The organism is Niveispirillum sp. GW835-FHT14G11, from assembly GCF_058793615.1.
In genome coordinates this window covers 65,934-84,996 of the sequence record NZ_JBXAFZ010000006.1, presented here as the reverse complement: position 1 = coordinate 84,996, position 19,063 = coordinate 65,934, and the positions used below count along the sequence as shown (strand labels likewise).

At 64.5% G+C, this 19,063-nt stretch carries 14 protein-coding genes; 9 read left to right on the top strand and 5 right to left on the bottom strand.

Annotated features, from left to right (window positions below):
* Window positions 1-2: 2 nt before the first annotated feature.
* Both AC1Q7F_RS12725 and AC1Q7F_RS12720 read right to left on the bottom strand, forming a co-directional pair.
* Window positions 3-2,195, bottom strand: coding sequence for a hydantoinase B/oxoprolinase family protein (locus AC1Q7F_RS12725; protein ID WP_492507306.1), 2,193 nt, complete (start codon window positions 2,193-2,195; stop codon window positions 3-5).
* 24 nt (window positions 2,196-2,219) lie between these two features.
* Window positions 2,220-4,313 (bottom strand): hydantoinase/oxoprolinase family protein, encoded by a 2,094-nt coding sequence (locus AC1Q7F_RS12720; protein ID WP_492507304.1) that lies wholly within the window; start codon window positions 4,311-4,313, stop codon window positions 2,220-2,222.
* A 373-nt stretch (window positions 4,314-4,686) separates the two neighbouring features.
* Between AC1Q7F_RS12720 and AC1Q7F_RS12715 the strand changes: the two genes are divergently transcribed.
* Window positions 4,687-5,502: an IclR family transcriptional regulator domain-containing protein gene (locus AC1Q7F_RS12715; RefSeq protein WP_492507302.1), complete on the top strand. Its 816-nt coding sequence runs from the start codon at window positions 4,687-4,689 to the stop codon at window positions 5,500-5,502.
* Between the two features lie 105 nt (window positions 5,503-5,607).
* Here the strand turns inward: AC1Q7F_RS12715 and AC1Q7F_RS12710 are convergent, their stop codons facing one another.
* Entirely contained in the window at window positions 5,608-6,468 is an 861-nt protein-coding gene (locus AC1Q7F_RS12710; protein ID WP_492507300.1) for a hypothetical protein, read from the bottom strand.
* A 219-nt stretch (window positions 6,469-6,687) separates the two neighbouring features.
* Between AC1Q7F_RS12710 and AC1Q7F_RS12705 the strand changes: the two genes are divergently transcribed.
* The 3 genes from AC1Q7F_RS12705 to AC1Q7F_RS12695 all read left to right on the top strand — a co-directional run bounded on the left by AC1Q7F_RS12705 (window position 6,688) and on the right by AC1Q7F_RS12695 (window position 10,938).
* On the top strand, window positions 6,688-6,855 hold the full coding sequence (locus AC1Q7F_RS12705) for a hypothetical protein (RefSeq protein ID WP_492507298.1): 168 nt from the start codon (window positions 6,688-6,690) through the stop codon (window positions 6,853-6,855).
* A gap of 347 nt (window positions 6,856-7,202) precedes the next feature.
* Window positions 7,203-9,602: a TonB-dependent receptor plug domain-containing protein gene (locus AC1Q7F_RS12700; protein WP_492507296.1), complete on the top strand. Its 2,400-nt coding sequence runs from the start codon at window positions 7,203-7,205 to the stop codon at window positions 9,600-9,602.
* 10 nt (window positions 9,603-9,612) lie between these two features.
* The gene (locus AC1Q7F_RS12695) at window positions 9,613-10,938 is read left to right on the top strand and encodes an aminotransferase class V-fold PLP-dependent enzyme (RefSeq protein ID WP_492507295.1); all 1,326 of its coding nucleotides are present in this window, start codon (window positions 9,613-9,615) and stop codon (window positions 10,936-10,938) included.
* Between the two features lie 10 nt (window positions 10,939-10,948).
* On the opposite strand, the gene AC1Q7F_RS12690 is transcribed toward AC1Q7F_RS12695, so the two are convergent.
* Window positions 10,949-11,725 carry a tRNA-uridine aminocarboxypropyltransferase gene (locus AC1Q7F_RS12690; RefSeq protein ID WP_492507294.1) on the bottom strand — a complete coding sequence of 259 codons (777 nt, stop codon included), beginning with the start codon at window positions 11,723-11,725 and terminating at the stop codon, window positions 10,949-10,951.
* Between the two features lie 162 nt (window positions 11,726-11,887).
* Between AC1Q7F_RS12690 and map the strand changes: the two genes are divergently transcribed.
* The 4 genes from map (at window position 11,888) to AC1Q7F_RS12670 (ending at window position 16,583) form a co-directional block, all read left to right on the top strand.
* On the top strand, window positions 11,888-12,706 hold the full coding sequence (gene map, locus AC1Q7F_RS12685; protein ID WP_492507292.1) for a type I methionyl aminopeptidase: 819 nt from the start codon (window positions 11,888-11,890) through the stop codon (window positions 12,704-12,706).
* 98 nt (window positions 12,707-12,804) lie between these two features.
* Complete coding sequence (gene radC / locus AC1Q7F_RS12680; RefSeq protein ID WP_492507290.1) at window positions 12,805-13,635, top strand: RadC family protein; 831 nt, start codon at window positions 12,805-12,807, stop codon at window positions 13,633-13,635.
* 296 nt (window positions 13,636-13,931) lie between these two features.
* Window positions 13,932-14,393, top strand: a complete 462-nt coding sequence (locus AC1Q7F_RS12675; protein ID WP_492507288.1) for a spore coat protein U domain-containing protein — start codon at window positions 13,932-13,934, stop codon at window positions 14,391-14,393.
* Between the two features lie 204 nt (window positions 14,394-14,597).
* Entirely contained in the window at window positions 14,598-16,583 is a 1,986-nt protein-coding gene (locus AC1Q7F_RS12670; protein WP_492507286.1) for a calcium-binding protein, read from the top strand.
* 49 nt (window positions 16,584-16,632) lie between these two features.
* On the opposite strand, the gene AC1Q7F_RS12665 is transcribed toward AC1Q7F_RS12670, so the two are convergent.
* A complete protein-coding gene (locus tag AC1Q7F_RS12665; RefSeq protein WP_492507284.1) occupies window positions 16,633-18,399 on the bottom strand; it encodes a hypothetical protein in 1,767 nt (588 codons plus the stop codon).
* 423 nt (window positions 18,400-18,822) lie between these two features.
* Here AC1Q7F_RS12665 and AC1Q7F_RS12660 point away from each other — a divergent pair, with 423 nt between their 5' ends.
* Complete coding sequence (locus AC1Q7F_RS12660) at window positions 18,823-19,056, top strand: hypothetical protein (protein WP_492507282.1); 234 nt, start codon at window positions 18,823-18,825, stop codon at window positions 19,054-19,056.
* Window positions 19,057-19,063: the final 7 nt, after the last annotated feature.

Sequence of the window (19,063 nt, the reverse complement as noted above, 5' to 3'; positions counted from 1 at the left end):
CCTCAGGCGGCGATTTCGATGTCGAACAGGTCGGCCTCGCCACGCCGCTTCACCTCCACATCCAGCAGCGTGCCGCAGCCGCGGCAGGCATGGCGCACAACCTCCAGGTCGTCATGCACCCGCACGCGGGGGCCCAGATCCTCGGCCGTTGCCGGGGCGTGGGCGGCATAGTCCTTCCAGTTCTCATCGGCAGGTGCGATGACATGGCCGCAATTGCAGACGAAGTAGTTACGGCCATCCTCCAGCGTCAGGATGCGGGCCACATCGCCGACGATGGCCACGGCGTGCGCATTGCCATGCACAGGCGGCGCGGATGTCAGCTTGCGGGTGACGGGCCAGGACAGGCGCTCCTGGCGGATGGTATCGCGCCGCGCCGCCGTCGCCGCCGCGTCCACATTGCCCGCCCCATCCAGCACGACGCCGAAGATGCGTTCGGCCGATGCGGCGGAAAAGGCGCGGCTGGCCACATCTTCGGCCACCCGTGCCGGCTCCCGCCCGATCGGGTCGCCCCAGCCGCCGCCGGCCGTGGGGTTGCACTCGTACACGTCATCATGGGCGAATTCGAATTCCGGCGGCTTGGCGGTGAAGGTGGTTTCCTCCCCCACCAGCCCGTCCATGCTGTCGGGGAACATCCCGCCTTCCATCAACTCGCGGATGTTGGAATGGCGCAGCAGGCGGCGATGGTTGCAGCCGCTGGGATAGCCGCCGAACAACCCGCGCGAGGTTGGCGACTGATAGCCATGGCAGGCGACCAGCGATTCAACCTCATGCACATCGTGCAGGACGAAGGCCGCCCCCGCCGCCTGGCCGCCGGCATTGCGGCCGGGACCGGAACTGTCGGTGATGATGCGCCGGTACATATAGAGCACGGGCAGCTTCAGCTCCGTCGCCTCCACATTCGGCGCGCGGCCGGCGGTGATGTTGCGCTGGCCCGACACGGTGATGCCATCGCGATGGGCATAGGCGCCACCGCCCGACAGCATCACCTCCAGGATCGGCGCCGTCGCCGGCTCGCCATACTGGTTCTTGCCATGGATGTGGAACAGGTCGGGGCCGCTGGCGGGGGCGGCCTGCGCCTCGCGCACATAATCCGGATGGCTGGCCAGCAGCTTGGACATCGCCTCCGTCGTCGTCACCTCTACCAGCCACATGGCGCCGAGCGGGCCTTGTGAGCAGGGGGCGGGGAACTTGCAGGAGACGACGGAGCCTTCGCGCGACAGCACCTCCAGCGGGCGCAGCAGCCCGTCATTCCAGGGCAGGTCGAAGGCGATCAGCGGCAGGATGCCGGCATAGATGCCGGCCAGCAGGCCGGTGCGGGTGGCATTGACGAAGCCCGGTGCCTGATCGTCGGAACCGGTATAGTCGAAGGTGATGCGGTCGCCCTGTTTGCGCAGTTCGACATGGATCTTGTAGATCTTGTTCTCGAACCCGTCATGATCCAGGAAGGCCTGGGCGCGGAAGATACCGTCGGGCAGTTCGTGCAGGCGCTTGCGCATCTTGGCTTCCGACAGGTCCATCATCCCGTCCATGACGGTCAGGACCGTGTCGACGCCATACTTGGCCACCGTATCCAGCACGCCCTTCACGCCGGTATTGCAGGCGGCCATCAGCCCCTTCAGGTCCAAGCTGACATTGATGGGCAGGCGCGACATGCCGGTGATGAAGTTCAGCACGTCGGCCCGCAGCTCGCCCCGGTCCACCAGCTTCACGGGCGGGATCAGGATGCCTTCCTGGCGGATATCCTTGGCCATGGAGGCGAAGCTGCCCGGCACCATGCCGCCCACATCCAGCTGATGGGCGCACGCCCCGGTCCAGCCGATGCGTTTGTCGCCCACGAAGATCGGCGCCAGGATGCCGATATCGGGGCAGTGCAGCGCGCCCTTGTGCGGATGGTTGACGATGAACATGTCGCCCGGGTTGATGCCCGGATTCTCCGCGCAATCCTCGATCACATGCTTGACCATCAAGGACAGGGAGGCGGCGTGGAAGGTCACCGTGCGGCCCATCGTCACCACCTCGCCAAAGGCGCGGTAGAGGCCGGTATTGAAGTCCGTCGCCTCGTTCACCAGGGTGGAGCCGGAAACGGCGGCCAGGGTTGCTGCCTGTTCGTCGGTGATGGACAGGAGCCGGTGGCGGATCACCTCGAAGGTGATCGGGTCGACATCCTGGGTTTCGTAATTGAAAACAACGTCCATGGGTTTGGTCCCCGGTATCATGTGTCAGGCGGCCTGGGAGGTGCGGATGATGATGTTGCCGTAGGGCTCCATCTCCGCTGTCTGGGCGGGGCCGACAACGATGGTGGTGTCCGGCCGCTCGATGATGCAGGGGCCGGCGATGGGCTGGCCGGGGCCGATATCCTCGCTGCGATAGATCGCGGCGGTCAGGAAGCCCTTGCCGTAGAAATAGACCTCGCGGGCGTCGATGGGCTTGTTGGAACGCCCGCTGCCATCCACCTTGCGCGGCACCGGCTTGATCACGGGAGAGGTGCCTTCGACCCGGACCACGGAGAATTCCACGCCGGAAATGCGCAGGGCGGTGTTCTTGCCATAGACCCGCTCATACTGTTCCTCGAACCGGTCGACCAGGGCGTCGATGCCGGCCGCGTCCAATGCACCGTCGGGCACCGCCACGCTGATCTCGTGCACCTGCTGGCGGAAACGCATGCCGATGAAGCGCTTGATGGTGACGCCATCGCCCAGCGCCTCAACACAACGGGCGGCCAGACCGTTCAGGCTGTCATTGATCCGGGCGATGTCGACATGGTCGGACGCGCGGCGGAACCGGGCCGGGGCATGCTGGCCCAGTGCCAGCGAGAAGGACCGATGCCGGTCGCCGGTGACGGTGCCATAGGCGGAATGGGCCGGGCCGGTATTGGGGATGATGATGGTGGCGATACCGGCGGCCTCGGCGAACTGGTGGGCGTGGGTGGCCCCTGCCCCGCCATAGGCCATCAGCACAAAGTCGCGGGGATCGTAGCCGGCGCGCAGGGTGACGCGGCGCAGCAGGTCGGCCATCTGGTTGTTGGCCACCTCGCGGATGCCGGACGCCGCCTCAGCCACGCCCATGCCCAGCGGTTCGGCGACATGGTCGCGCACCGCCTTGTGCGCCGCCTCGATATCCAGGCGCATCTTGCCGCCCAGGAAATATTTGGGGTCGATGATGCCCAGCACCACGTCGGCATCGGTGATGGTCGGCTCCACCCCGCCCCTGCCATAACAGGCGGGACCGGGCGTGGAACCGGCGCTCTCCGGCCCCACCGTCATGTGCCCGTCGCGGACCCGGGCGATGGAACCGCCGCCGGCACCGATCGCGGTGACCTTGATCGATGGCAGGGCGACATGGAACCGCCCTTCCTCACGCACCGTTTCCAGCAGCGGCTGGCCGTTGACGATCAGGCCCACATCGAAGCTGGTGCCGCCCATGTCGGCGGTCAGGACGTTGGGATAGTTCAGCAGCTCACCCAGCTTCTGCGACGCCAGCACGCCGCCGGCGGGACCCGAGGTCAGCAGGTTCGCCGCCTGGAACGCCGCCTCCGATGCTGGCAGCACGCCGCCGCCGGATTCCATGATGGAAATGGGACCTTCGAACCCATGGCCCCGGATCGCCTTCTCCAACCCATTGATATAGCGATGGATGACCGGGCCCAGATAGGCGTTGATGGCGGTGGTCGATGCCCGCTCATACTCCCCGATGATGGGGACGAGCGACGATGAGGTGGTGACGAAGACGCCCGGCGCCTCTTCGGCCAGCAGTTCCGCCAGCCTTCGCTCATGCGCCATGTTGCGGAAGGACCAGAGCAGGCTGATGGCGATGGATTCCACGCCGTCTTCCACCAGTTTGGCTATGCTGGCACGGGCCGCATCCTCGTCCAGCGGCACGATGATCTCACCCTTGTAATCCACGCGCTCGATGATGCCGGCCGTCAGGGCACGCGGCACGATGGGATCGGGCAGGCGGCGAACGGAGAAATGCGAGATTTCATGTGCCGCCATGCCGACCCAGCCGCCCATGGCGCGCTGGATGCGCAGCGTATCCTCGAACCCGCGGGTGGTCAGCAGGCCGGTCTTCGCCCCCTTGCGCTCGATGAAGGCGTTGGTGGCGGCCGTGGTGCCGTGGGAGAAATACTGCAGCCGGGCGACCAGTTCGGCCGGTGCGATGCCCAGAGCTTCCGCCGCCAGGTTCATGGCGTTTAGCACGCCCATGGTGCGATCCTCCGGCGTGGTCAACGCCTTGAAGATGCGGATGTCGCCATCGTCCGACAACAGGACCAAGTCCGTGAACGTGCCGCCGATATCCGTACCGATATAGGACAAAGAAACCCCCTATTCGCTGTCCGGCCAAGCCTCTGTCGCGGGCTGAACCCGCCGGGCGGCCATGGATGGGCATGCCGCGACGGGGGACCGCCGCCGGCACGCAATAACCCGAAAATCCGTATGGAGATGGCTGGGGACGTGATCGTCCCGAAACCCGCTCCTCCCCTGTCGCCTCGCCTGGTGAGCCGACTTTATTTTGTCCGCTGTGCGGACGTTTGTCCGATATGCGAATGATTGATCACGCCAGACCTGTTGTCAAACGAAAAGTTCGGCTACAGCTTTGTCGGCAGTGGCGGTGGTTGACGCCGCCACCGGGCTTGGATCAGTTTCAGGCCCGGCGGCATCGGCAGCCGCATATAAGGAGAAGACAGGGATGGCACGTCGCCAGGCTGGGGCCACGCCGGGGAACACCGCAGACGAACTGCACGAGACCTATGAGGATGATCCCAATTTCGTGGTGTCGCTGGCGCGCGGGCTGAACGTGCTGCTGGCCTTTGCCGGCTCACGCAAGCATCTCAGCATTTCCGACATCAGCCGCATCACCGGCCTGTCGCGCGGGTCCGTGGCGCGGCTGGTCAATACGCTGGAAAAGCTGGGATATGTGCGCTCGGAGGGGCGGTCGTTCCAGCTGCTGCCCAAGACGCTGGCCCTGGGACAGGCGTACCTCTCATCGAATTCCCTGGCCAGCATGGCGCAGGAGACGCTGGACCGGATTGGCAATCAGGTGAATGAGAGCTGTTCCATCGCCGTGCTGGATGAGGGCCATGTCACCTTCGTGGCGCGGTCGGCCAGCCGGCGCATGGTGTCGGCATCCCTGTCGGTGGGCAGCCGCATCCCCGCCTATTGCACCTCGCTGGGCCGCTGCATCCTGGCGCATCTGCCGCCGGACGAGCTGGAGCGCCAGCTGGCCGGCACCAGCCTGGTCGCCCATACCAGCCGCACCGTCACCGACCGCGCCGCCCTGGACGCAGTGCTGGAACAGGTGCGCCAGACCGGCTATTCAATCTCCGACAGCGAGTTCGAGGAAGGGTTGACCTCCATCGCCGTGCCGATCTTCGGCACCGGCCAGAAGGTGGAGGCAGCCTTGGGCGTGGCCGCCATCCGCTATCCCCATGACGCGCTGGTCGGCACCATCCTGCCGGTGCTGCGCAGCACCGCGCGCGACCTGGGGGCGTTCCTGCGGTTTTAGCAGGCCCTCTCCTGGCGGTGTTGGGGCGGACGGCCTTGCAGGCACCTGAACCGCTGGCGTGAGAGCTGAACCCGGCCGGGCGGTATGCCCCTTCAAGGGCGGACGTCACGCCGTTTTCACCGTCTCCGCGGCACTGCTGCCATCCTTCAGCTCGGGTTTGGGCCCGCCCAAGCGCAGGCCCATCGCGTCCGGCCCATCCTTGGCCGCCTGTTCCTCTGCCCTGGCCATGGCGGCGGCACCGGTCACACCGGTGGGCGTCATCCGATCGGTCAGGCGCATGGTTTCGCGCCACATCCGTTCATCATCCGTGGGCGGGGCGGCGTCGGCTTGCATCAGCCGGTCACCCATGCCGGTGCAGTCCAAGGTCAGCTCGTCACCGTCCAGGGTGAAGCCGTTGGCCTTGCCGATCTGGTCCATCGCATTCTTCAGGTTGCGGTCGGCATCCTTTTGCGACACGCCACCATTCACCTGCCGCATCCAGCCGGCCTGGGCGACCGCTTGCTCCACCTGCTGCGCGTCGCCGATCAGCGTGGTCAGATTGTCCTTCAGTTCCTGATCGCCATCCAGCACCTGCTGCACCTGGGCGGCGCGCGGATCGTCGCCCGCCACTTCCGGCTGGCCCTGGTCGTTCAGCTTGAACTGAATGGGCGGGCTGGCCTGGATGCCCGCGATGGCCAGCGCCATCTGCAATTGCTGCCCCACTTGGCGGCGGGCGGTTTCCACGTCCGCCGGGGTGGGCGGCGCCTTCTGCGCGCCGGTCGCACTTTCCACCAGACTGTGGTTGGTCGCGGTCAGGCCACCGACATCCATCGTCTTGCCGGTGGACGCACCATGGAAGCCGATCTCCCCGCCGGTGCCGATATCTTCCGTTCCGGTGGCCGATGCGCCCGCACTCTTGGAACTGCCGGAAACCGCCGATGCCGGTTGCCAGCGGGTGCGCGCGGCCAGAAGTGCCTGGATATCCATGGGTCATTCCTTCCCATCACTGGGCAATAGTTGCCCATACCGCTGGGCAGGCTTTGCCGACACCCGAGGCGGAGGAGAAGCGGTTTCCCTTGGTCGTCCGGCGGTCTCTCGCATGCCTTTGTCCCGGACACCCCGTCATTGCGGGGAAGGGTACGGGATCAAAAGCAACCGGCATGCCAGCCCCTTGCGGCCTTGCGGCCGCCACCCCACATGCGGGAAATGACAGAGAACCAAATCCTGGCCCTCATCGCATCGGTGCTGGCGCTGATCCTGGTCGTCCGCGGCAACCGGCTGCCGCGCGAGGGGTTGCTGCCCAAGATCGCCATCTGGCTGGCGATCTTCACGGCGGTGGGCCTGGCCTATAAATTCTTCGGGCCAGGCAGTTAGATCGCATTGACGATGTGATGCTTCATACCCCGCCCATTGATCGCAACCGATCAGCGGGCGTCAATCATCGGCGCCGCTATCCGGCGGCGCGGCGACAGTCGCTTACATACCCATTTCCTGAATTCATTTCTCTCAATCGATATCGTCCCGGATTTGGTTAATATAATACTAAATAAATTAACCAATATATTCGCAGTACGATCCAAAACATCGGCGCTCGATAAACAATAATTCATCCGCAATCAAACATACCTACAGATGTAATATTTGAACGGTAGAGGGGGCCATCGCCTTTGCGGCCGTGGCGCGGTCCAGCGTCGTCGGCACCCATTGCTATGAGAAGTCACATGAAGCTCCGCTCCGGCATCTCCCTCGTCGCGCTGTCGCTGACGGCTGCGCTGTCGCCCGCCCTGGCACAGCAGGCCGCAACCGGCTCCGAAACCCAGCTGGAAGAGATCATCGTCACCGGCACCCGGAAGGCGCAGCGCACGGCGTTCGACACCCTGGCCCCTGTGGATGTGATCGGCGGCGGCACCATCGACCAGACGGTGTCGAGCGAATTGGTGGATGCGCTGGCCCAGTCCATCCCGTCCTTCAATGTGCAGCGCCTGCCGGCGGCAGACGGGCTGGCCTTCGTGCGCCCTGCCACGCTGCGCGGCCTGTCGCCGGATCAGACGCTGGTTCTGGTCAATGGCAAGCGCCGCCACCGGTCGGCCCTGCTGGGCAATCGCGGTGCGCAGGGTGCCGATCTGGCCCAGATCCCGTCCTTTGCCATCAAACGGATCGAGGTGCTGCGTGACGGTGCCGCCGCCCAGTACGGGTCGGACGCCATCGCCGGCGTCATCAACATCATCCTGGATGACCAGCCGGGTGTGCAGGCCTTCAGCCAATATTCCAAATATTACGAGGGCGATGGCGAGAATTGGCAGGCTGGCGCCCAGGCCGGGTGGGAGATCGGCCGGGGCGGGCATGTGACCGGCACGGTGGAATGGAACAAGTCCGACGCCACGTCGCGCACGCGCCAGCGTCCCGACGCCATCACCTTCCAGCAGGCCAACCCCACCCTGTCCGTGCCCAATCCCGTGCAGCGCTGGGGTCAGCCGGAGCTGGAGACGGTGCGGCTGGCATTGGACAGCGCCCTGCCGATCAATGATGAGGGGGCGGAGGCCTATCTGTTTGGCACCTATGGTCAGGGCGATGGCTGGACCGACTTCAACTGGCGCAACCCGGCCAGCACCAGCAATGTTTATCGCAACACCACCCAGTTTCCCGGCTGGAACGCCAGCCAGCTTTACCCCGCGGGCTTCACCCCCCGCTTCGGGCAGGAAGACGAGGATATGGCTGTCACCGGCGGCGTGCGCGGCGACATCGCGCCGGGCCTGACCGCCGACCTCTCCGCCTCTTACGGCCGCAGCCGCATCGATTACAAGATGAAGGAGAGCATCAACGCCTCCATGGGACCGTCCAGCCCGACCAGCTTCGATGACGGCTCCCTGATCCAGGACGAAAAAAACATCAATCTGGATTTCGTCTATGACTGGGAGACCGGTGCCCTGTCAGGCCCCGTCAATGTCGCCTTCGGCGGCGAACGGCGCGAAGAGACCTATGAGATCAAGGCCGGCGATCAGGCCTCCTGGCTCGTCGGTCCGGGTGCCGCCGCCGGGCTTGCTACCGGCTCCAATGGCTTCCCCGGCTACAGCCCCGAACAGGCTGGCAGCTTCGATCAGACCTCCTATGCCGGCTATGTGGATGTGGAGGCGCCGTTGACCCGCATCTGGACCGTCGGCATCGCCGGCCGGTATGAGGATTTCTCCGAATTCGGGCACACGACGGACGGCAAGATCTCAACGCGCGTCGAAATCCTGCCCGAGCTGGCCCTGCGGGGGTCGGCCTCCACCGGCTTCCGCGCGCCCACGCCGGGTCAGGCCAACAGCACCCGCACCTCGCAGGGGCTGGACACGGTGACGCTGAACACCTTCACCTCGGGCCGGCTGTCGCCGTCCAACCCGGTCGCGCAATATTTCGGTGCCAAGCCGCTGAAGCCCGAGCAATCGACCAACCTGTCGGCGGGTCTGGCCTTCCAGAATGGTGACGGGCTGTCTCTGACGGCCGACCTCTACCAGATCAAGCTGACCGACCGGTTCAGCCAGTCGGCCAGCTTCACCGTCACCCCGGCCGTGCGGGCACAACTGATCGCGCTGGGGGTGCCGGGGGCCAATACCTTCACCTCCGTCAGCTTCTTCACCAACGATTTCGACACGCGCACGCGGGGTATCGATCTGGTTGGCACCTATTCCCTGCCCGTGGCCGAGGGCACGCTGCTTTTGTCGGCCGCCTATAACTACAACGAGACCAAGGTGGTGGGCGGGTCGCTGGAAGCCAGCGCCACCCAGCGCCGCCTGTTCGAAGAAGGTCTGCCCCAGAACAATGCCAGCCTGTCGGCCGAATATCGCTGGGACGCGTTCAGCCTGCTGGCCAAGATGCGCTATTACGGGAAGTGGACGGACAGTTCCGGCAATGCCACGGGCGATATCTTCCAGACCTTCGGGGCGGAGAGCTTCGTTGATCTGGCCGCCACCTGGGACGTGACGGATGCCCTGTCCGTGCGGATCGGCGCGGAGAATGTCTTCGATACCTATCCGGACGAAGCGACGAACCAGGCAAACCGCGGACTGATCTATTCGCGTAACGCCCCTTACGACACGGATGGCGGCCAGTATTATGTTCGCCTGGATGTGCGCTTCTGATCGGACGGACATGAACAGCCTGACAAGACGCGGCCTGTTACAGGCCGGCCCCGCCGGTGCCGCCCTTCTGGCGGCCGGTAGGGCCAGGGCGGAGCCGGTGGCGGGGACAATGAAAGGGGCGGCAGCGGCGCTGCCGCCCTACACGCTGCCAACGCCGACGGGACCGCAGGACGGCCCTTACTGGCGGGCCGTGGCCGGGCTGTATGACGTCACCAACGATGTCGTGCAGTTGGAAAACGGCAACTGGTGCATGATGGCCCGGCCCGTCCTGGCCGAATATGGCCGGCACATGGACCGGGTCAATCGCGAGACCTCCTTCTATGCCCGCCGCGCCTTCGGGGCGGATGCGCACAAGGTGGTGGCGCGGGTGGCGGCATTGATCGGCTGCGCACCCGACGAGATCACCTTGACCCGCAATGCCACAGAGGCGCTGCTGGCCCTGATCGGTGGCTATAACAGGCTGCGGTCGGGCGATGGGGTGCTTTATGCCGATCTGGATTATGACGCCATGCAGGCGGGGATGGAGGCATTGCGGGCGCGGCGCGGCGTGGAGGTCATCCGCATCACCCTGCCCGAACCCGCCAACCATCAAGGGCTGATCGACGCCTATGAACAGGCCCTGATCCAGCATCCGACCGTGCGTTTGCTGCTGCTGACCCATCTCAGCCATCGCACCGGCCTGGTGCTGCCTGTGGCGGAAATCACGGCGATGGCTAGGCGGCGCGGCGTGGACGTCATCGTCGATGCTGCCCATTCCATCGGCGTTCTGGATTTCAACGCCGACAGCCTCGGGGCGGATTTCGTCGGCTACAACATGCACAAATGGATGGGCGCCCCCGTCGGCGTGGGCGTCCTTTATATCCGCAAGGGTCGTGTGCCCGATATCGACCCGCATATGGGCGAAGCGGACGCCAAGCCCGATGATATCCGGGCCCGCGTGCATACCGGCACCCGTGATCTGGCCGCGATCCTGACAATCCCGACAGCCATCGATTTCCATCAAACCATTGGCACGACCCGTGTGCGGGAGCGGCTGCGTTACCTGCGCGACCGGTGGGCGGAAGCCTTGCGTGACCATCCTGCCTTTGACATCCTGACGCCCGCCGACCCGCGCCTGTCCGCCGGCCTGACCAGCTTCCGCCGTCGGGGCCGGACCAGCGTGGGTGACAATGCCGCCCTGGCCCGCACCCTGCTGGACGAGCATGGGATCTTCACCGTGCTGCGCAGCGGTCTGGGCAGCGGCGCCTGCGTGCGTGTGACGCCCGCCCTTTTCACACAAGGCAACGACATCGACCGGCTGCTGCTGGCCCTGAAGCGCATCGTGGACAAGCAGTGAGTTAGGTCAGTTACTCAATAGCGGCCGCAGCCGCCTTCACGGGCTGGCGCTTGCGCTTGCGCCAGCGGACCAGCAGCTCGTCGAACGGCTTCAGCAGCCGGTCCTGCAGGCCCGGATCGCCCTCCAGCTTGCCGAAGACGAAGGCCCCGGCTTCCAGCGTGGAGACGCTTTCCTTGCGCGGTTCCTTGCGGACATTGCCATAGGCCGAGCGGAAATCCGGATGGATGACGATGCGGCGCAGCTTCAGCATCCAGGCATTGCGCCACCACAGGGTCTTGGCCTGGGCCCAGGTGCCGTCGATCAGCACGATGCCTTCCAGGTCGGCCAGGATCAGGTCGCTGTCGGGCGCCACATCCTTGCGCCCGAACACGGCGATGCCGCCGCGCGGCACCTTGGCCACCTCATCCTTGGCTCCCATGAACAGCACGCCCCAGCGCTTGGCCTCCACCGGGCGGCCCATCGCCTTGGACAGGGACGGCCAGGACAGGCCGACCTTGACCACCGCCCCCTCGATCTGGCCGGCCAGCAGCCGGGCGGTGCCCAGTTCCACATCCTGTTCCTGCGGATGCTGGATGATCAGCAATTGCAGGCGGGTGCGCTCCGGCACCAGGTCGGCGCACAGGCACAGATCGTCGGGCTTGCCGCAGGTGGCGCAAGGGGGCGGCGGGGCCGGCGGCGGCGGAAGGATCAGATGGTCTTCATTCATGGTGGGGCCACCATAGCGCATCATGCGCGCGCTTGGCAGGGGGTGGGCACGCAATGCCGCCATGGCAAGGGGATGGGCCATGACCCGCCCCCCCCCCCCGCTATGCGGGGCAGCCACCCCCGCCCCGCTATGCGGGGCAACCAGCCCAGGCATTGGGACGGCGGGTTTGCGGCCCGGCCCACCCATCGTGTAAAGTGTTCCGCTTGAAATTTCCGGTTCCCGCTTCGAAAGTACCGACCCCCGATGACCCAGGCCGAACTCGCCGACGATTACGAAGACAAGCGTTCCATCAAGCTGCACAAGCCCGAGGATTTCGAGGGCATGCGCCGGGCCGGCCGTCTGGCTGCCGCCACGCTTGATTACATCACGCCCTTCGTCGTTCCCGGTGCGGTGACGGAGGAGATCGACGACAAGATCCTGGCCTATGTGGAGGCCAATGGCGGCACCTCGGCCACTGTCGGGTACAAGGGCTATACCAAGGCCAGTTGCATCTCCATCAACCATGTCGTCTGCCATGGCATTCCGGGGCCAAAGCGTCTGGTCACCGGCGACATCGCCAATATCGACGTCACCGTCATCGTCGATGGCTGGTTCGGCGATACCAGCCGCATGTACATGGTGGGCGATGTCCCGCTGAAGGCGCGGCGTCTGGTCGACGTGACATACGAGGCGATGATGCGCGGCATCTCGGTGGTGAAGCCGGGGGCGACGCTGGGCGATATCGGCCACGCCATCCAGTCCTATGCCGAGAGCTTCCGTTTCTCCGTGGTCCGCGATTTCTGCGGCCATGGGCTGGGCCGTGTCTTCCATGACGCGCCATCGGTGCTGCATTACGGCCAGAAGGGCCGGGGTGCCGTGCTGGAGGAGGGCATGTTCTTCACCATCGAGCCTATGATCAATGCCGGCCGGTACGAGGTGAAGGTCCTGTCCGACGGCTGGACCGCCGTGACCCGCGACAAGAGCCTGTCGGCCCAGTTCGAACATTCCATCGGCGTCACCAAGGACGGGTTCGAGATCTTCACCCTCTCGCCGGCAGGCTATACCAAGCCCCCGTACGCGTAACACTTCCGCCCGCTTCCCGTCTGGCATCCGCCGCCGCCCGCTGCTACACTTGTAGGCAAGTGGCTGGCGATGGTCATGCACATCATGGATGTATCGGGATGGCGGTGAAGCGGACGGCGAAGACGGCCCGGCTGGATGAAGCGGCGGCAAAGGCCCCGGCGACCGACGATGACCTGCTGGCCTCGCTGGTGGCCGGCCGCGGTGACCCGTCGCCAGTGCCCCGGCCGGTACCGGTGGAAGAGGCGGAGGAGGACAAGCCGCATTATCACGGCCACCGCGACCGGCTGCGCCAGCGCTTCCTCACCGCCGGTCCCGACGCGCTGGCCGATTACGAGCTGCTGGAACTGCTGCTGTTCCAGGCCATTCCCCGCCGGGACATCAAGCCGCTGGCCAAGGAGCTGCTGGCCGCGTTCGGCTCGCTCTGGGCCGTGACCCAGGCGCCGGCAGAGGCGCTGCGCAGCCGGTTCAACTTCTCCGATGCCACCATCGCCCATATCAGGGTGGTGGGCGCCATCGGCCTCCGCATGGCCCGGCAACAGGTGATCGGCCAGACCATCCTGTCCTCCTGGCAGAAGCTGCTGGATTACTGCGCCGGCGCCATGGCCCATGAACCGGTGGAACAGTTCCGCCTGCTGTTCCTGGATCGCAAGAACATCCTGATCGCCGACGAGGTGCAGCAGAAGGGCACCATCGACCATACGCCCGTCTATCCGCGCGAGGTGGTGCGCCGCGCGCTGGAGCTGGGGGCCAGCGCGGTGATCCTGGTCCATAACCATCCCAGCGGCGACCCCACGCCCAGCCGCGCCGACCTGGACATGACGAAACAGATCGTCGCCGCCGCCACGGCGCTGGGCGTGGTCATCCACGATCATGTCATCATCGGCAAGGGCGGCAAATATGTCAGCTTCAAGAGTGCGGGATTGATGTGATCCATCCCCCTGTATGGCTTGAGGCGGGAGCTTCCACAGAAAATATCCCACCCTAACCTTCCGGTTAGGTTGCGTCGTCGGCCCGCCGGATCGTTGCATAAGGCAATGTCTGTTGCATTATTAAACGCATTTCCAAGAATTTTGCATTATGCAATATGTCAATGGGGCGTAAACACACCCAGATTGCCGCAGATTCCCTCAACTTTTAGGGTCTGCACGCACTTGGCATCCGGCCTGCAATCCTTGGTTCCCATGAAGGCAACAACGCCTCACCCAATGAACCGACGGAGCCGACCATGACCAAGTTCTTCGCCAAGACCGCCGCTGCCGCCCTGATCGTCGCCGCCATCGCCAGCCCCGCCCTGGCCCAGAACGCGTCCGGCACCATCCAGCTGAAGGGCAATGTCGCGCTGTCCTGCACCATCGCCGTTCAGGACCTGGGCCAGTCCCTGTCCCTGAAGACTGGCGAGAGCAACAAGACCGTCGGCTCCGTCACCGAGAACTGCAATTCCGGCTCCGGCTACAAGATCACGCTGGCCTCGTCCAACGCCGGCAAGCTGAAGTCCGGCAACTTCACCATCGATTATCAGGTGAACTACGACAGCTTCACCGGTGCCCTGACCAGCCAGGCCGTCGTTGACCGCGCCAACGCGCAGTTCAACAAGAAGTCCGATCTGAAGGTCACCGTTGCCGCCTCCGACCAGTATATCGCCGGCGACTATGCCGACACCGTCACCGTCACCATCGCCGCCAAGTAAGCAACCGGCCACCAGCCCTCGGCCAAAGCGACCTTCGTCGGGCAGTACCAAGCCTGCTCCCCCGTCCGGGAAACCGGGCGGGGGCTTTTTCATGATGGGGCCGACGGGAAATCGGGCCAAATCACTCGCATTTTACACAATTCCTCTCTAAACTTCCCCGGCGCAATTGATCGGCCATCCCAGGGCACGGTCTGGAGGATGGCAATGGCGGGTTGGCAGTCGAGCATGGTGAAAACGGCGGCGCAGGCCGGCCGCATCAGTGCCGCGGAAACCGTGGCCATTGCCCGTGCCAATCTGGGACTGGTGGTGGGGGACACCGCCTCGCTGGAATTCCTGCGCGAGGTCAATGCCATTGCCGAGGGGCCCAACAATTCCTTCTATGTCGGGGACGGCGATTCGCGCAGCAACGTGTTGGCGGCCATCCGCTACGAATTGATCAATCCCCGCGCCGTCGCCGATAATTGGCTGCTGGCCGGCGCCTATGCCGGGACAGAGGTGGCGGACTGGCAGGGCAGTGCCCGCGTGGGTGACCAGGTGCGGCTGAACTGGACCCCGTCGGCCAGCCAGGCCCAGCGCGCCCACGCCTTCATCCTGACCGGCATCGATGCCGCCACCGGTGCCGTGACCCGCCTGGACACGACGGGCCGCAATGGGGTGGTGGCCGAAACCGTGACCAGCGCCGCCGATTTCGCCGCCGCGTCCCCCAATGAGCTGCTGGTCTATCGCCTGCGCTCTGAATTCGACATACGCACGGGCACGACCGCCGCCGACATCCTGGCCGCATCGGCCGGCAGCACCGGAACCCTGCTGGATGGCGGGGTGGGCAATGACAATCTGACCGGCGGCGACCATGCCGACATCCTGATCGGCGGGCTGGGCGCCGACACGCTGACCGGCGGGGCGGGTTCGGATTTCCTGCGCGGCGGCAGCGGCGTGGATTCCATGGTCGGCGGGGCCGGTGCCGACAATTACGAGGTCGATGTCTCCGGCGACAAGGTGGTGGAGAATGATGGTGAAGGCATCGACAGCGTCTTCATCACCAACAGCTACACCCTGCCCGACAATGTCGAAAATCTGGTGATCGTCTCGGTCGCCAGCCTGATCGCTACGGGCAACGGGCTGGACAACATCATCCTGGGCCATAATGGCAATGACACGCTGAATGGCGGGGCCGGCAACGACACGCTGGAAGGCGGGCTGGGCAACGACCTGCTGAACGGCGGCACCGGCGCCGACATGATGACCGGCGGGGCCGGCAACGACATCTATGTCGTGGATGACGAGACCGACAGCATGACAGAGGCGCTGGCCGCCGGCACGGATGAGGTGCGGACCACGCTGGCCACCTACCGCCTGGGCGCCAACCTGGACCTGCTGACCTATCAGGGCAAGGAGGCGTTCGCCGGCCTGGGCAACGCGCTCAACAACAAGCTGACCGGCGGGGTCGGCAACGATACGCTGGATGGCGGGGCCGGCAACGATACCATGGCCGGCGGGGCCGGCGACGACACCTATATCATCGATGCCAGCGGCGACATCATCACCGAACTGACCAAGGGCGGCAACGATACGGTGCTGACCAGTCTGGCGCGCTTTTCGCTGGGGGCGGAGGTGGAGAACCTCACCTATACCGGCGGCGACGGCTTCACCGGCACCGGCAACGCGCTCAACAACATCCTGACTGGTGGCGACGGCAATGACCGGCTGAATGGCGGCAACGGCAATGACACAACCGTCGGCGGGGCCGGCAACGACACCCTGGTCGGCAGTGCGGGCATTGACGAGATGACGGGCGGCGACGGCCAGGACCTGTTCCAGTTCGCCACCGCGATCGAAGGCCGCGCCACCGGCACAATCACCCGCGCCGGCATCGACCTGATCACCGACCTGGATCTGGGTGGCGGCGACGGTGACTGGGTGGACCGCCTCGACCTGCCCTTCACTGTGCGCACCATCGCGGAAGGTGGGGAGACGGCGATGACCGGCACCACTCTGGCCGCCGCCGTCAACCGCCTGTTCGCCACCACCGGCCCGCTGGGCAAGAACGGCACGGCCGGCATCTTCTCCTATGGCGAGGACAAGTACCTGGTGGTCAGCGGCATGGTCACCGGCCAAGTCTTCGGCACCGACGATGTCATCGTCAACATCACCGGCTATACCGGCACGCTGGATATCGGCGATCTGATCTGAGGGACGGGGCCCGGCTGGGCGCAGTGCCGTCAAGCCGGGAACCGTCCCTTCAGGAATTCAACTCGGTCTGGCATCTTGGCTTGATCGACGTTTCATTGATGTAAAATAGAAAAATTATGAAAACTATTGCAGGTATGGCTCCTCCCGTGGCCAAACCGGATATCGCTTCTATGATGATGAGTATAACGGCCAGTACCAATGCGGCCAATACAGCACAATATAAACAGCAATTTCCGCAGAGATTGGGAAGTAACGCGAAGCCGGCAACCATTCCGGCGAACGCGCCAATGGCGATCAGCACACCCGAAAGGGTGCTGACGTTTGCCAAAGCCAAGGGCACGCCGTCCGGGACAGCCGTGGCCATGATGGCAAAGAACGTCGCCAATCCCAGTATCAGCGCCAGCATGAGCAACTTGCAGCCGACCGTCCGCCAGAAAGAGGCGCCGATCTTGGCCAGATAATCCTGACAATTCCGGCACAGCACGCATTCAATCGCGGGCGGGCCCACGGTGGTGGAATCGGCACAATCGGTGGCGGCGCATTTCTGCACGGCCAATGTGAGACTTGTCGTCTGGTGGCAGCCGCTTGGACTGATCACGCTGAGCGTCGCCGTGCGCGACCCGCCATTCGTATAGAAATGGTGGAAGGTGAAGCTCTGCTGGCCACTTCCCCCGGCACCGAACTGCACATCGGCACCGTCGCCGAACGACAGGTTGAACTGCGTCGCCGCGGCCCCCTGTCCGCATCCGGCATATGTTGTCGCATCGACGTAGAATACATATTTACGCGCACAGGTTCCGTTGCCGTCCTTCTGGCAGCCGAGATCCGTCGCCGAGAGCGACAGATTATCGGGGCATTGTGCCGGCGTGTTGCAGGCCGGAACGACGATCGCGACACTTCCATAGGTGCAGGGCACGGGATGGATCGCGACCAGCGTGGCGACATAGGGCGATCCGGCGGCGCTCAGTTCGACAGGCAATTGGACGTTCGGGGATGCCGACGCGGTGGAAAACGCCACGGAATTCCAGGCGACAATCGTGCCCGCCTGATCCTTGATCTGCCACTGCAGCGTCGCGGGCCCACAGGGTGGTGACGGCGGACTGAAACTGGCGCTCAGCACAACAAGGCGCCCGCAATTGTCGCCGCAATCGCCGACCTGCGCCGACAGCGGCCCGACGATCGCACAGCAATCCGGCGGCGCGCAGGCGTCGAGATGGAGCGTAATGGCGGATGCGGGACAGGCGCCATGCAAGCTGTCTTCGATACTGACCGTATAGTCCGTCGCAACGGCCGACGGGTACAGGTGGCTTTCCTGAAATGAAAATGAACCTAAAGTCGTGAATACATTTGATCCGCTGTGACTCTGATTATGATCAAAATCGATGTTCAGAACATAGGGCAGGCATCTCGGATCATTCAGCGTGAATGAAACCAGGAAATCCACCAGCCGCTCGCCATTCACGCAAGGTCCGATCGATGGCGTGATGGTGAAATCAACGCAGCAATCGGCCCCGCATGGCAGCTTGATCTGCGCGTCGGCAAAGCAATCCTTGTCCGACAGGCACGTGACACGTACCCGATAATCGCCACCACAGGGGAGCGGACGACCCAGCGGCGACGTCAGGGTCGCCGTCACCGTGCCGCCGGACGTAAACGCCGTCGTCGACAGCAAGGGCGTGGCGGCCCCGACCTGGAAGATCTCGATGGAAACCTCGTCACAACCGGAAACCGACGCGGTCACGGTGACCGACTGAAATCCTCCGTTCTGCGAGGTGCCGACGCCCGTAAATGACGTAATCGAAATCTCGCAGGTCATGGCGCCCTCCAGGTAACATTCTCCGGGTGGATTCTCGCTTTGATTGGTTCCAGTAATATTCCAAACTCTGCGCCTCCTTTTGGATTTCCACAAGCCCGGTCCGATGCGCGTCTATCGATAAATGGTCGGGCCACTGGCACGGGCGGCGCGCTGTGCGGTTCTCAAACGGTAAATCGCTGACACAGGCCCAAGCGTGATGCTATGATCTGCCCATCAAAGACATTCCTGCGCCTTTGAATCGGAGCGCGTACCGCGATAGCTCCGAAACATCGCGATTTTCCGTTTCACGATGTTGCACAGGGCCGCCGCATTCGGAGTTTTCCCCGCCCGCACTCCGAATGGCGTCCCCGCAAATCCTGCATGTTGACGGATTATATCCGATATCGGATGGTTAACCGCCACCCGACATCAAGGACCCCGATCATGCGTTTTCTCACCCTGCTGGGCCGGCTGGTCCGGATTGCCCCGCCCCATCCCGACCTGCCCGATGTGATCCTGCGCGAGCTCGATGCCGGCACGCTTCGCGCGCTGGAGGAGACGGCGCGGCGCCATCGCCGGCCTTTTTCGTTCCGTATTCATCCGATCTCGGAACTGACGGAATACAGGGACAGATTGTTTCTTGCAACCTTCCCGCCCTTCAGCGATAAATCCTTCTGAACCCCTT